13 protein-coding genes and 1 other RNA gene are annotated in these 13682 nt (G+C 68.7%); 7 read left to right on the forward strand and 7 right to left on the reverse strand.

What is annotated here, in order from left to right:
- Nucleotides 1-457: 457 nt before the first annotated feature.
- Entirely contained in the window at nt 458-1456 is a 999-nt protein-coding gene (locus QFZ64_RS13935) for a TIGR01777 family oxidoreductase (protein ID WP_307065571.1), read from the reverse strand.
- A 238-nt stretch (nt 1457-1694) separates the two neighbouring features.
- Between QFZ64_RS13935 and QFZ64_RS13940 the strand changes: the two genes are divergently transcribed.
- The 4 genes from QFZ64_RS13940 to yicI are packed head-to-tail and all read left to right on the forward strand — an operon-like array spanning nt 1695 to nt 7097.
- On the forward strand, nt 1695-3002 hold the full coding sequence (locus QFZ64_RS13940) for an extracellular solute-binding protein (RefSeq protein ID WP_307065572.1): 1308 nt from the start codon (nt 1695-1697) through the stop codon (nt 3000-3002).
- Nucleotides 2999-3955, forward strand: coding sequence for a carbohydrate ABC transporter permease (locus QFZ64_RS13945; RefSeq protein ID WP_307065574.1), 957 nt, complete (start codon nt 2999-3001; stop codon nt 3953-3955). The genes QFZ64_RS13940 and QFZ64_RS13945 overlap by 4 nt, the downstream gene beginning before the upstream one ends.
- Nucleotides 3952-4827, forward strand: coding sequence for a carbohydrate ABC transporter permease (locus QFZ64_RS13950; RefSeq protein WP_373430606.1), 876 nt, complete (start codon nt 3952-3954; stop codon nt 4825-4827). Before QFZ64_RS13945 ends, QFZ64_RS13950 begins: the two co-directional genes overlap by 4 nt.
- Before the next feature lie 11 nt (nt 4828-4838).
- Nucleotides 4839-7097, forward strand: a complete 2259-nt coding sequence (yicI, locus tag QFZ64_RS13955; protein ID WP_307065576.1) for an alpha-xylosidase — start codon at nt 4839-4841, stop codon at nt 7095-7097.
- A gap of 260 nt (nt 7098-7357) precedes the next feature.
- Here yicI and QFZ64_RS13960 read toward each other — a convergent pair whose 3' ends face one another.
- Entirely contained in the window at nt 7358-7576 is a 219-nt protein-coding gene (locus QFZ64_RS13960; protein ID WP_307065579.1) for a DUF397 domain-containing protein, read from the reverse strand.
- Nucleotides 7573-8400 (reverse strand): helix-turn-helix transcriptional regulator, encoded by an 828-nt coding sequence (locus tag QFZ64_RS13965; protein WP_307071696.1) that lies wholly within the window; start codon nt 8398-8400, stop codon nt 7573-7575. The genes QFZ64_RS13960 and QFZ64_RS13965 overlap by 4 nt, the downstream gene beginning before the upstream one ends.
- A 137-nt stretch (nt 8401-8537) precedes the next feature.
- Between QFZ64_RS13965 and QFZ64_RS13970 the strand changes: the two genes are divergently transcribed.
- The 3 genes from QFZ64_RS13970 to QFZ64_RS13980 all read left to right on the forward strand — a co-directional run bounded on the left by QFZ64_RS13970 (nt 8538) and on the right by QFZ64_RS13980 (nt 9962).
- Nucleotides 8538-8978, forward strand: coding sequence for an ATP-binding protein (locus QFZ64_RS13970; RefSeq protein WP_307065580.1), 441 nt, complete (start codon nt 8538-8540; stop codon nt 8976-8978).
- 245 nt (nt 8979-9223) lie between these two features.
- On the forward strand, nt 9224-9604 hold the full coding sequence (locus tag QFZ64_RS13975; RefSeq protein ID WP_307065582.1) for a VOC family protein: 381 nt from the start codon (nt 9224-9226) through the stop codon (nt 9602-9604).
- 133 nt (nt 9605-9737) lie between these two features.
- Nucleotides 9738-9962, forward strand: coding sequence for a hypothetical protein (locus tag QFZ64_RS13980; RefSeq protein ID WP_307065583.1), 225 nt, complete (start codon nt 9738-9740; stop codon nt 9960-9962).
- Nucleotides 9963-10110: 148 nt separating this feature from the next.
- Here QFZ64_RS13980 and ssrA read toward each other — a convergent pair.
- The 4 genes from ssrA to ftsX all read right to left on the reverse strand — a co-directional run bounded on the left by ssrA (nt 10111) and on the right by ftsX (nt 13665).
- Nucleotides 10111-10497: a transfer-messenger RNA gene (gene ssrA / locus QFZ64_RS13985) on the reverse strand.
- A gap of 91 nt (nt 10498-10588) precedes the next feature.
- Nucleotides 10589-11137 carry an SsrA-binding protein SmpB gene (gene smpB / locus QFZ64_RS13990; RefSeq protein WP_307071697.1) on the reverse strand — a complete coding sequence of 183 codons (549 nt, stop codon included), beginning with the start codon at nt 11135-11137 and terminating at the stop codon, nt 10589-10591.
- A gap of 83 nt (nt 11138-11220) precedes the next feature.
- On the reverse strand, nt 11221-12432 hold the full coding sequence (locus QFZ64_RS13995; protein WP_307065584.1) for a S41 family peptidase: 1212 nt from the start codon (nt 12430-12432) through the stop codon (nt 11221-11223).
- A 315-nt stretch (nt 12433-12747) separates the two neighbouring features.
- Nucleotides 12748-13665, reverse strand: a complete 918-nt coding sequence (gene ftsX, locus QFZ64_RS14000) for a permease-like cell division protein FtsX (RefSeq protein WP_307065586.1) — start codon at nt 13663-13665, stop codon at nt 12748-12750.
- Between the last annotated feature and the right edge of the window lie 17 nt (nt 13666-13682).

A 13682-nucleotide genomic window follows, 5' to 3' on the forward strand; every position in this document is an offset into this window, starting at 1 on the left:
GACGTTTCGGCACTGTCCGGGCTGAACCAGGTCACTGATCCAGTGGCCTCGATTGGGGAACTCGATCTGGGAGGCGTAGGAGCCGCGGGAACACAGCGTGAGCGTTCCCCCCGCTGCCGACGCCTGGGCCGTAGCAGGCAGAAGCGCGACCGCGGCACCTGCCGCCACCGGCACCGCGACCGCTGCGGCGATCCGTCGAAGAGTGCGCATGTATTCCTCCTGTACGAGACACGACCTGGATGCGGAGCTGACTGTTCTGCCGAGCAGCACGCTAGGTATGCGTCGGAGAAGGAGGCAAGATTATCTTTTGGCCACCACCGCAGAATCGCCCGGAAGTTGTCCGGAACGGGGGTTTGGAAGTCCGAGGTGATACGGCGACCCCGAAAGGTTGCCCTTCAGGTCGGTCCGTGCGGGCACACTTCACGAATTCATGGAACCGAAGAAATGGCTCCCGAATTCAGCGCCGTACCGGCGCACCCGTCCCTCCCCCGACCCGCCCACGCGCCCGCCCGAGAAGGCGCCCGCGCACCCGCCCCACCAACTCCTGCGCCGCCCCGTCCCACTCCGGGTACCGGAACGCGAACCCCGCCCCCGTCAACCGTCCCGGGACCACGCGACGGCTCTTGAGCAGTAGTTCCGTGTCCGAGCGCAGCGCGAACGCGCCGAGTTCGGCCATCCACCTGGTCGCCGGGAGGCCCACCGGCATCCCCCACGCGGAACGCAGTGCGCGCATGAACGCCCGCTGCGGCAGGGGGCCCGGGGCCGCCAGGTTCACCGGCCCCGTGATGTCCTCACGGTCGATCAGGAACTCCACCGCGCGTACGAAGTCGTGCTCATGGATCCACGAGACGTACTGTGCCCCGCCGGCCACCGGGCCGCCGAGTCCGAGGCGGGTCAGGCCCAGCAGGACGGAGAGGACGCCGCCGGGGTCCGGGCTCATCACCATGGCCGCGCGCAGGGCGACCTTGCGGGTGGCCGGCGTGTCCGCCTCCTCCTGCGCCCGCTCCCAGTTCTTCGCGATGTCGACGCTGTACGACCAGTAGTCCGGCACGCCCGCCTCGCCGCCGCCGATCACACCGGTGGCCTCGTCGTGGGGTGCGTCGAAGCGGTGGGCGTACACCGTGGCGGTGCTCATCTGCAGCCAGAGCCGGGGCGGCCGGGCGGCGTCCGCGATCGCGGTGCCCACGACCCGGGCCGAGTCGACCCGGGAGGCCATCATCTCCCGCAGATTGGCCTCGGTGTACCGGCAGCTGACGCTCCGCCCGGCCAGGTTGATCACGACGTCACTGCCGTCGACCGCCGCCGTCCACGGCCCCGGCGTCCGGCCGTCCCACGCGATCTCGCCCTCGCCCCGCGGGTGCCTGGTGAGCACCACGACCTCGTGTCCGGCGGCGCCGAGCGCGCGCCGCAGGATCGCACCGACCTGTCCGGTCCCACCGGGTACCACGATCTTCATCGTCTCCCCCTCCTTCGCCTCACCTCGGAACGACCATAGCCCAGAATCTTGAACGCGTTCAAAAACCCCCCTCGAAAACACTGATTCCCGCACACCCCATTGACGCGCCCCCTCCCCCCGCCTACCGTCCCGTCGAAGCGCTTCGATCAATCGCATCGAAGCGGTTCGACGGGACGGTAGGCGCCCCCACGCCCCTCCACGGCACCCACCCCACTCCGACGCCCCCAGGAGGCACGGGATGTTGACGGCACGAAGGCGTCTGGTCGCGACCGCGGCCGCGTTGCTCAGCGGAGCCCTGCTGCTCACCGCCTGCGGCGGCGACTCGGACGGCGCGTCCGGGGACGGCAAGACACTCAAGCTGTGGCACTACGAGACCGCGGACAGCGCGATGGGCATCGCCTGGAACGAGGCGATCAAGGAGTTCAAGGCCCAGCACCCGGGCGTGAAGGTCGAGTTCGAGGAGAAAGGCTTCGAACAGATCCAGAAGACCGCGCCCATGGTCCTGAACTCCTCCGACGCCCCCGACGTCATGGAGTACAACAAGGGCAACGCCACCGCCGGTCTGCTCTCCAAGCAGGGTCTGCTCACCGACCTGTCCGGCGAGGTCACCGGGCACGGCTGGGACAAGAAGCTGAGCGCCGGCGTCGCCACCACCGCCCGCTACGACGCGAACGGCGTGATGGGCTCCGGAAAGTGGTACGGCGTGCCCAACTACGCCGAGTACGCGATGGTCTACTTCAACAAGGACCTGTTCAAGAAGTACGGCGTCGCCGAGCCCAAGTCCCCCAGGACCATTGCCGACCTCACCGCCGCGATGGACGCCTTCGTCGCCAAGGGCGTCACCCCGCTCGCCAACGGCGGCGCCGAATACCCCGCCCAGCAGTACCTCTACCAGCTCGCCCTCTCCAAGGCCGACCGCTCCTGGGTCGACGGCTACCAGCTCTACAAGGGCAAGGTCGACTTCCACGACGCTGCCTGGACCTACGCCGCCACCACCTTCGCCGACTGGGTGAAGAAGGGGTACATCAGCGACAGGTCCAGCAGCACCAAGGCCGAGGACACCGGGCTCTCCTTCATCCAGGGCAAGGCACCGATCTTCTTCAGCGGCAGCTGGTGGTACGGGCGCTTCAAGTCGGAGAACAAGTTCGACTGGGACACCGCCCTGTGGCCCGGCTCCAAGCTGACCCTCGGCTCCAGCGGCAACCTCTGGGTGGTCCCCAAGGGCGCCAAGAACAAGAAGCTGGCGTACGACTTCATCGACATCACCATGTCGAAGAAGATCCAGAACCTGCTCGGCAACAGCGGCGGCATACCCGTCGCCGCCGATGCCTCGGCCGTCACCGACCCGCGGGCCAAGACCCTCATCGGCGACTTCACCACCGTCTCCGACCGTGACGGCCTCGCCTTCTACCCCGACTGGCCGGTCGCCGGCTTCTACGACGTCCTCGTCTCCGAGACGCAGAAGCTGATCACCGGCAGCGAGAAGCCCGACGCGTTCCTGAACAACCTGCAGAGCGCCTACGACAAGGGTGCGCCGAAGAAATGACGGTCACCGTCGACCGCGGCGGGCGCGCCCCCGCCGGTCCCTCGCACCCGCGGCGCCCCCGCAACCCGTATCCGCTCTTCCTCCTCCCCGGCGTGCTCGCCTTCCTCGTCGTGATCGTCGGGCCGTTCCTGATGAACACCGGCGTGAGCTTCACCGAGTGGTCGGGCGTGGGCAGCCCGAAGTGGACCGGGCTCGCCAACTACCGCGAACTGCTGGACGATTCCGAGTTCTGGGCGTCGTTCCGGCACAGCCTGTTCATGGTGGTCGCGATGGCCGCCGTGCCGACCGTCGTCGGACTCGTGCTTGCGGCAGCGCTGTTCGACTTCGTCGGCAAGCACTTCGGCCCCAGGATCGCGGCCGTGCTGCGCGCCTGCTTCTACCTGCCGCAGGTGCTGCCGATCGCGGTCGCCGGGATCGTCTGGAGCTGGATCCTCGCGCCCGAGAACGGCTCGCTCAACGAGCTGCTGAAGGCCGTCGGGCTCGGCTCCTGGCAGCAGGATTGGCTGGGCGACCCGGACATCGCGCTGTACAGCGTGATGGGGGTGATGGTGTGGGTACAGATCGGCTTCCCGCTCGTCGTCTTCATGGCAGGGCTCCAGCGCGTCGACCCGGGGCTCTACGAGGCGGCCGAGCTGGACGGCGCCGGCTGGTGGCGCCGCTTCTGGCACATCACGCTGCCGCAGATCCGGCCCGAGATCTACGTCGTGCTGACCTGGTGCTCCATCGCCGCGCTCAAGGTGTTCGGCGCGGTGTACGTCCTCACCAAGGGCGGCCCGGGCGGCGCGACCGACGTGCCCTCGTACTTCTCCTTCACCACCTTCTTCGAAAAGACCCAGGTGGGCTACGGCGCGGCGATCTCCACCGTGCTCACCGTGATCATCCTGCTGCTGTCCCTGGTCGGTCTGAAGCTCCAGACCCGCGCCGAGGACGCCGAGGAAGGGGGCCGCGCATGACCGCCGTACCCACCACCGCGCCGCGGACCCGGAAGGTGCCCCGCCCCTCCCGCTCCGTCGTCGCCCGCTACCCCGTCCTGGTGGCGCTGTGCATCGGCGCGCTGTTCATGGTCGTGCCGTTCGTCATCGTCACCGTCAACGCGCTGAAGTCGCCCACCGAGTACGCGCAGAACGGTCCGCTCAGCCTGCCGCACGGCGTCCACCTGGACGGCCTGAAGGACTTCTGGGAGCGCGTCGACTACGGGCAGAAGCTGTGGAACTCGGTCCTGATCAGTGGCTCGGTAGCCGTCCTGGCCGTGATCCTCTCCGTCCTCAACGCGTACGCCATCGGGATCGGCCGGATCCGGGGCCGCACCTGGGTGCTGGCGTTCTTCGTGCTGGCCAACGTGCTCCCGCAGGAGGCGCTGGTCTACCCGGTGTACTACCTGAGCAAGGAGACCGGTCTGTACGACACCCGGCTCAGCGTGATCATCGTCTTCACGGTGATCCAGGCCGCGTTCGGCACGTATCTGCTCTCCTCCGTCCTCGGCACCTTCCCGCGCGAGATCATCGAGGCGGCCCGCATCGACGGGGCGAACGCCTGGCAGGTGCTGTGGCGGATCGTGGTGCCGATGAGCCGGCCCACCCTCGGCGTGCTGATGGTCTTCTTCTTCATCTGGACGTGGAACGAGTTCCTGCTCCCCCTGGTCATGCTGATCTCCAACGACAACCAGACGGTGTCGGTGGCGCTCGGCGTCCTCCAGGGCCAGCACCTGATGGACGCGACGATGACCAACGCGGCCGCCCTCCTCGGCGTGCTCCCCGCCCTCGTCTTCTTCCTCGTCTTCCAACGCACCCTCACCCGCGGCATCGCCGTGGGTGCCGTCAAGTAAGGGGATCCCGCGTGAAGTTCACCGACGGCTACTGGATGCTGCGCGAAGGCGTCACCGCCGCCCACCCGGCCGAGGTCCTCGACGCGACCGCCGGGCCCGGCACGCTGGAGATCCACGCGCCCACCCGGCCCATCCGGCACCGCGGCGACCTGCTGAAGGGGCCGGTCGTCACGATCACCGCGCACGCGCCGATGCCCGGGGTCATCGGCGTCACCTTCACCCACTTCCGGGGCGCACCCCCGCACGGCCCCGAATTCGCCGTGGCCCGCGAGGACTTCACCGCCGAGGCGAAGTGCGACGAGGAGTCCGCGACCCTCACCTCCGGCGCGCTCACGCTCCGGGTGGCCCGGACCGCGCCCTGGCACCTGGACTTCCTCGCCGACGGCCGCGTCCTGACCACCAGCGGTCCCAAGGGCATGGGCATCGTGCGGGACGCGACCGGCGCGCACTACCTGCGCGAACAGCTCGACCTGGGCGTCGGCACGCACGTCTACGGCCTCGGTGAACGCTTCGGCCCGCTGGTGAAGAACGGCCAGGCCGTCGACATGTGGAACGCGGACGGCGGCACCGCCACCGAACAGGCGTACAAGAATGCCCCGTTCTACCTCACGGACGGCGGCTACGGCGTCTTCGTCGACCATCCCGGCCGGGTCTCCTTCGAGGTCGGCTCGGAGGCGGTGTCCCGCGTCCAGTTCAGCGCGGAGACGCAGGAGCTGACGTACTACGTCATCCACGGCCCCACCCCCAAGGAGATCCTCCGCACGTACACGGCCCTCACCGGCCGCCCGGCCCTGCCGCCCGACTGGTCCTTCGGCCTGTGGCTGTCGACCTCCTTCACCACCTCCTACGACGAGGCCACCGTCACCTCTTTCATCGACGGCATGAAGGAGCGCGAACTCCCTCTCTCCGTCTTCCACTTCGACTGCTTCTGGATGCGCGAGTTCCAGTGGTGCGACTTCGAGTGGGACCCGCGCGTCTTCCCCGACCCGGAGGGGATGCTCGCCCGGCTCAAGGACAAGGGCCTGCGGATCTGCGTCTGGATCAACCCCTACATCGCCCAGCGCTCCCCCCTCTTCGCCGAGGGCCGGGACCTGGGCCACCTGCTGAAACGCCCCGACGGCAGCGTGTGGCAGTGGGACCTGTGGCAGCCGGGCATGGCCCTGGTCGACTTCACCAGCCCCGCCGCCCGCGAGTGGTACGCCACCAAACTGGAGGCGCTGCTCGCACAGGGCGTCGACTGCTTCAAGACCGACTTCGGCGAGCGCGTCCCGGTGGATGTGGCCTGGGCGGACGGCTCCGACCCGGAGCGGATGCACAACTACTACACGCACCTCTACAACCGGACCGTCTTCGACGTGCTGCGCAAGCACCGGGGCGAGGAGGAGGCCGTCGTCTTCGCGCGCTCGGCCACCGCCGGCAGCCAGCAGTTCCCGGTGCACTGGGGCGGCGACTCCGAGTCCACGTACGCGTCCATGGCCGAATCGCTCCGCGGCGGCCTCTCCCTCGGGCTGACCGGCTTCGGCTACTGGAGCCACGACATCGGCGGCTTCGAGGGCACCCCGTCACCGGCCCTCTTCAAACGCTGGATCGCCTTCGGCCTCCTCTCCTCCCACAGCCGCCTGCACGGCTCCTCGTCGTACCGGGTGCCGTGGCTGTTCGACGAGGAGTCCGTCGACGTCCTGCGCCACTTCACCCGGCAGAAGCTGCGCCTCATGCCGTACCTCCACGCGGCCGCCCGTGCCGCGCACGAGGAGGGGGTGCCGATGATGCGGGCGATGGTCCTGGAGTTCCCCGACGACCCCGGCTGCGCGCACCTGGAACGCCAGTACATGCTGGGCCCGGATCTGCTGGTCGCCCCCGTGTTCGACGACGAGGGCGAGGTCTCCTACTACGTCCCCGAGGGCATCTGGACCCACTACGGCACGGGCCGCACGGTCACGGGCCCTCGCTGGGTCCGCGAACGCCACGGCTTCCTGAGCGTGCCGCTGCTGGTGCGCCCGGGGTCGGTGATCCCGGTCGGCGCGGTGGCGGACCGCCCCGACTACGACCACGCCGACGGCGTCACCCTGCGCGCGTACGAACTGGCGGACGGGGCGCGGGTGACGGTGAAGGTGGCAGAGGTGACCTTCACCGTCGAACGGCACGGCCACACCCTGCACGCGTCCTGCGACACCCCGAGGGCCCCGTGGGCCCTGGCAACCGGGGAACGGGTGGTGTGGGCGGAGGCGGGGACGGGGGGTGTGTCGCTGGAGGTGCGGGACGCCGGGTGAGGGGGTGCCCTCACCCGTGCGGGTGATGCGTGGGGCCCCGCTGCGGTGGCATGAAGGCGGGGCCCCGCCTGAACCGGCGAATTCGAGACGGGACCCCTCATCGGTTGACGATCGGCCGTCAGCCGTCAGCCCTCAGCTCGTGTGAGGACTGACGGCAGTGTCTTCGCGAACACCTGCAAGTCGTCCTCAGGGGTCGCTATTCCGGCAACCGCGACCGCGTACCCCGGCCTCGCGAAGCCGCGCGACGAGTGCCCCGGAGCTCAAGCGCCGTCGCGGGAGACGTACCCGAGAAACGCGGCCCAGGCACTCGCGGGCAGGCCGAGGCGGGGGCTGCGGGCCCCCAGTTTGGAGTCCCGCAGGTGGACGGTTGCCTCGGCGTCGGTGTGGTGCGACGTGTGCGGGGAGTGGGCGACTTCGAGGCATGCGCCGCCGGACGAATCGCTGTGACTCGACTTGAACCAGGCCAGTTCCGCGCTCATAGTTCCTCCGCCAACTCCTTGATGAACCGGACAGACTCCTCAACGCTAAGCGCCTGCGACCGGATCAGACCATAGCGTTGCGACAGCGCGCTGATCTTGCCGCCGTCAGCATAGAGCGCTCCCGTCTCCTGCGCCTCGACGTGTGCGTAGACATCGTGCTCAGTCGTCTCCACGAGAATGAGCGCACCGCTGAGCGCGACTGTGGGAGCAGTCCCGAAGGGCAGCACCTGGAGGGTGAGGTTGCGCAACTCGGCGACGTGCAGAAGGTGTTCCAATTGCCTGCCCATCACCAACCTGTCGCCGACGACGGCTTTCAAACCCGCCTCGTGCATGACGAAGGTGAACCGGGCCAGCGGCTTGCTCGTGAGCTTCACCTGCCGTTTCAGGCGTGCCGCGACCCGCTCCTCCACGGTCTCCTCGTCCAACGGAGGGCAGTCGTTGCCGATCAGTTCCCTTGCGTACTCCTCGGTCTGCAGTAGGCCCGGGATCAGCAACGGCTCATACCACTGCACAGTGATCGCCTCGGCCTCCACCGCCACGTACTGCTGCGTGCGCTGCGGGAACGGCTCCGGCTTGAGGAACTCGTGCGCGGCTGTCAGCTTGCCGCCCGCCCTGCACATCTGGTCCGCGATCTGCAGCAACCGCAAGGTTGGGCGACGGCGGCCGCACTCCATCGACTTGACGTACTCGTAGTCGTAGCCCGCCTCGTCCGCGAGGCCCTGCCGCGTGACGCCCGCGCTCTCGCGCCACAGCTTGATCTGACCGCCGCAGTAACGCCAGTTCTGCTGCGCCTGCTGGGACTCCCCCGTCGCCACCCGCACCATCCACACCACCCGCTCCCTGGACTCACCCGAGGTACAGCCACACTGCGTACCCGGACCGCTACTCGCGAGAGTAGACACAGGTCGCCACCCTGATTTCACCGAACGACGGGTAATCACACGCAAGGAATCCATCCCCCATGGCGACCACGTCATCCCGACCCCTCAACAGCACCGCACTCCCCCACGACATCGAATGGCGGCTCCCCCGCCACCCCCGCAGCGTGGGCCGCGCCCGCACACTCCTCCGCGAGCAGGCCAGGCTGTGGAAGGTCCCCGAGGACGTCGCCGAGACGGCCGTACTCCTGCTCAGCGAACTGATGACCAACGCCTACCGGCACGCCAAGGCCCCCGCCGGCCGCGAGATCTGGGCCCGGTGCGTGGAGACCGACGACCGCCTCCGCCTGACAGTCATGGACGCGAGCGACACACTCCCGGCCCTGCGAGAGCCCACCCCGGACGACGAATCCGGCCGCGGCCTCCCCCTCATCGCCGCCCTCGCGGACGACTGGGGCGCGGAACCCCGCCCCTGCGGCATCGGCAAAACGGTCTGGTGCGAACTCCGCACCGCGCCCCGCTAAGGGCTGTCCCGTGATCCCCGGTGGATCAGCGCGCGGCGTCGGGTGCGGTGCATCGCAAGGCGGAGGGGCGTCCGCATACTGGATGTATGCGGACGTCCCGACAACGCGGCGAGGTGCCGTAGCTGTCGTCGCGCGCCCGCCGGGGATCACGGGACAGCCCTTGGCCGCCGCATCGGCTGAAGTGAGTTTGCTACCGGTGTTGTCCGCCAGGAGATCGTGGCCCGGCGTCGTGAGACGCTGCGTCTATGGTCGTCGCCAAGCTGCAGTGTGTGGTGCTGGACTGTGTCGATGTGGATGCGCTGGCCCAGTTCTACCAAGCGCTTCTGGGCGGCGTGATGAACCGGCCGGATCCACGGTGGTCGCTCGGCGGCGGCTGGGCGACGCTGCACGCCGACAACGGATTCGTACTGGCCTTCCAACGCGTGGAGGGTTATCAACCGCCACAGTGGCCGGACTCCGCTCACCCTCAGCAGTTTCACCTCGACCTGGCGGTCGAGGACCTGGACCAGGCCCAGGAAGACGTCCTCACTCTCGGCGCCACGCTGCTCGACGAGGGAGCCGGAAGGCGGAGTTGGCGGATCTACGCGGATCCAGCAGGACACCCGTTCTGTCTCGTGCGGGACTGACAGCGGAAGAATTCGCCATCGCTTGCGAACCCCACCCGGTCACTTCATCGATAAACCCCAGTGAGGCCTGATGAGTCTTGGCGTGTACGTGTTGGATCGATCAGGGCGGCAATCAAGGTACCTCAGTGATGACATGGACAACAGCTTCATAAAAATCTGCGAGTCCGCCCCGCCGGAGAGTGTGCGCAGCGGTGTCATGAAATACGGAGACGCCATGTTCAACAGGAATCAGCTGATGAGGCTGATCGAGGAGCTTGAAGCACTCGAAGGGGAACCTCCACCGGTTGTCGTCGACATCCTCGACGCCGCTCGATACGCCTGGCGCGAGAGTCTGTACCTCTTCATCAGAGGAGACTGATGCCATGCTCCGGTCACCGAACAATCCAGTGAGAGCCACCGATCACCTCTGACCATTCGCGCACGACAAAGGCCCCGCCGCTTTGCGCGGCGGGGCCTTTGCCCACATGGGGTACCGGGAGGCCGGGGGCGAACCCCCGGGCTTCTGGTGGTGGAGATGGCGGGAATCGAACCCGCGTCCAACGGTGCGGAATCAGGGCTTCTCCGTGTGCAGTTCGCTGCGCTTTTCTCGGCCCCGGAGATCACGCGAACAAGTCTCCGACGGGCCCAGTCACTGTTAGATTTCCCTCTTCACCCCGTGACCGGGATCAAGGTTTAGTCCCCTAGCTGATGCCAGGATCCGGGTCGGGAACAGCCCCGGGCTGACACTCCGCAGAGTCTTCGCCTGCTACCTAATTAGGCAGCGAGGGCGAAGGCGGAGGAATCGCGCTTGGTATTGGCGATTATTGTTTTCGGCCTGTGGTTTACGAGATCATGGCCGCTTCCTCGACACGCTTCCCCTGCTTCGACATCCGCTGTCGAAACCGATCATCCCCATGTTGATTTTTCAATCGCTTGCACCGGCTGAGCAGTGCGATCCCATCGTACGTGACCAACGCTGTCCGGTGCCAGCCTATTCCGGGACGCTCACGCCTGCGCCGCCCGCTCGCGCCGCTTCGCCGCCGCGATGGCGCGGTCGGACTCGCGGCGGTCCTGGCGCTCGCGCAGGGTCTGCCGCTTGTCGTACTCCTTCTTGCCGCGCGCGAGGGCGATCTCCGCCTTCGCGCGGCCGTCCTTGAAGTAGAGGGCCAGCGGCACGATCGTGTGGCCCGTCTCCTGGGACTTCGTCTCCAGGCGGTCGATCTCCTCGCGGTGCAGGAGCAGCTTGCGCTTGCGGCGCACGGAGTGGTTGGTCCACGTGCCCTGGCTGTACTCCGGGATGTGCGCGTTGTGCAGCCACGCCTCGTTCCCGTCGATCTGCACGAAGCCGTCGACCAGCGAGGCCCGTCCCTGGCGCAGCGACTTCACCTCCGTGCCGCTCAGCACGAGGCCGGCCTCGAAGACGTCGATGATCGCGTAGTCGTGGCGTGCCTTCTTGTTCTGCGCGACGATCCGCCGCTTGCCGCCCTTCTCGCCGTCCCGCGCCTTCGCGGTCGCCTTGCCCTGCTTCGGCTGGGCCTCTTTCGGTACGTACATTCCCTTGGCCATAGTGCTGGCCATTTTCGCACCTCGGAGGGGGTGGAGGGAAAACCGTTTCCCGACCTGCCGCGGGGGCGGGGCTACGAGCGGCCCAGGCCCGACAGGACGTGTCCGGCGCGGGCGAGGACGTCCTCGTCGGCCTCCAGGTCGGGGGTGATGCCGCGGCCGTCGACGCCGCGGCCGGAGGGGGTGCGGTAGTGGCCGACGGTCAGTTCGGCGACGGAGCCGTCGGGCAGCCGACTCGGCATCTGCACCGAGCCCTTGCCGAAGGTGCGGGTGCCCACGACGATCGCCCGGCAGCGGTCCTGGAGGGCGCCGGTGAGGAGTTCGGCCGCGCTCATCGTGCCGCCGTCGACGAGCACGACCACGGGTCTGGTGGTGTCGCCGCCGCGCCTGGCGTGCAGCGCCCGCTGCTCGCCGCCGACGTCGTACGTGGCGACCAGGCCGCCGTCGAGGAACGCGGAGGCGGCGGAGACGGCCTCGGTGACCAGTCCGCCGGAGTTGCCACGCAGGTCGAGGACGATCCCGTCGCCCGCGGGCGCCCCGGCGACGGCGGCGCGCACCAGGTCGCCGGAGCCCTTGGTGAAGGCTGCCACCCGGATCACGGTGGTCCGGCCGGCGACCCGGCGGGTGGTGACGTCCTCGGTGGACAGCCGGGCCCGGTGCAGGGTCCTCGTCCACGTGTGCGAGCCGCGCTGGAGGCCGAGGGAGACGCGGGTGCCCTCGGTGGCGTCCTGGCTGCCGCCGCCCCCGGCGTCCCCGCGCAGCAGGGCGACGACCTCGGTGACGGGGCGGTCGTCGACCCGCTTCCCGTCCACACTGCGCAGCAGGTCCCCGGTCCGGATCCCGGCGGCGGCCGCGGGCGAGCCGGAGCGGACCCGGGTCACCTCGATGCGGCCGTCGCTCTCGCGTCCGGCGGAGAGCCCGACGCCGGTGTACTCGCCGTCGAGGGCCTCCTGGAACTCCTCGTACTCGTCCGGGGAGTAGACGGCGCCCCAGCGGTCGCCGCTGCGGCTGACGGCCCGCTCGGCGGCCTCCATGGGCGAGGTGCCGTCGGCCATCGCGCGGGCGGCGGCCCGGGTGACCTCCTGCCGGCGTGCGGCGGCCGGGGCGGTGGGGCCGCCCGCGCCGTCGGTGCGGGTCTGCCGGGCGGCGGCCCGGCTCGCGCCCAGGGTCTCGTTGAACGAGCCGCTCGCGGCGCCGGTCACCAGCACGCTCGCGAAGAGCAGTGTCAACGCGGCCCCGCGGCCCGCGTGGCGGGGCGGTGAGAAGAGCGGATCTCGGCCAGGCATGGCGGTGAGTCTAGAGCCTGCCCGGCGGATCATGTCGGAGGAGACCGAAGGCACCTCGTGAGCAGGGGTGAGCGGGGTGTGGTGCGTCCAACTGCAAGGCGGAGGAGGGAATCGACGCGGAACGTCGGTGACCGACGACAACGCCGCAGATGGGCGTGCCGCACCCCGCGTCTCCGGCAGGGTCCGCCGGGCAGGCCCTCGGGTAGGGAAGTGACGGGGCGGGCGGTTGACCCGCCCGCCCCGTTGGCGTACGTCACACCCTCGGTGTGCGTCACGCGTCCGGTGGGTGTCGCACCACCGGCGTGCCTCACACCGTCAGACCTTCAGGTACTTGCGCAGCGCGAAGAACGCGGCGAGGGACGGCATCAGGATGCTCGCCGCGAGGATGAGCGGGAGCTTCGTCAGGACCGAGTCCCAGCCGACGAAGTTGATCAGGGTGAGCTTGCTGGACAGGGCCATGCCGTGGTCGACCGTGAAGTAGCGGCCGAAGACCAGGAAGACACAGGCCACGCCACCGCCGATCAGGCCGGCGACGGCCGCCTCCATGATGAACGGGGCCTGGATGTAGAAGCCGGAGGCGCCCACGAGCCGCATGATGCCGGTCTCGCGGCGGCGGCTGAACGCCGAGACGCGCACGGTGTTGACGATCAGCAGCAGCGCGACGATCAGCATGAGCGCCATCACACCGAGCGCCGCCCGGTTCATCAGGTTCAGCAGCTGGAACAGGTTGTCCAGGGTGTCCTTCTGGTCCTGCACCGACTGCACGCCGTCCCGCCCGTCGAAGGCGGTCGCGATCACCTGGTACTTCTGCGGATCCTTCAGCTTGATGCGGTACGACTCCTGCATCTGGTCCGGGGTGAGGGAGCTGATCAGCGGGGAGTCCTTGAACTGCTCCTTGTAGTGCTTGTACGCCTCGTCCTGCGACTCGTAGGTGACCTTCTCGACCACCGACATCTTGCTCAGGTCGGACTTGATCTGTTCCTTCTGCTCCGGCGTCACCGCGCCCTTGGCGCAGTTCGGGTCGGAGTCGGCGTCGCTCTTGTTGCAGAGGAAGATCGAGACGTTGACCTTGTCGTACCAGTAGCCCTTCATCTGGGACACCTGGTCGCTCAGCACGAGGGACGCGCCGAACAGGGCCAGGGACAGGGCGACCGAGACGATGACCGCGAAGGTCATCGTCAGGTTGCGGCGGAGACCGACGCCGATCTCCGAGAGCACGAACTGGGCGCGCATGGCGTCTGGTTAAGCCT

It is taken from the genome of Streptomyces sp. B3I8 (assembly GCF_030816915.1).
Classification (GTDB): domain Bacteria; phylum Actinomycetota; class Actinomycetes; order Streptomycetales; family Streptomycetaceae; genus Streptomyces.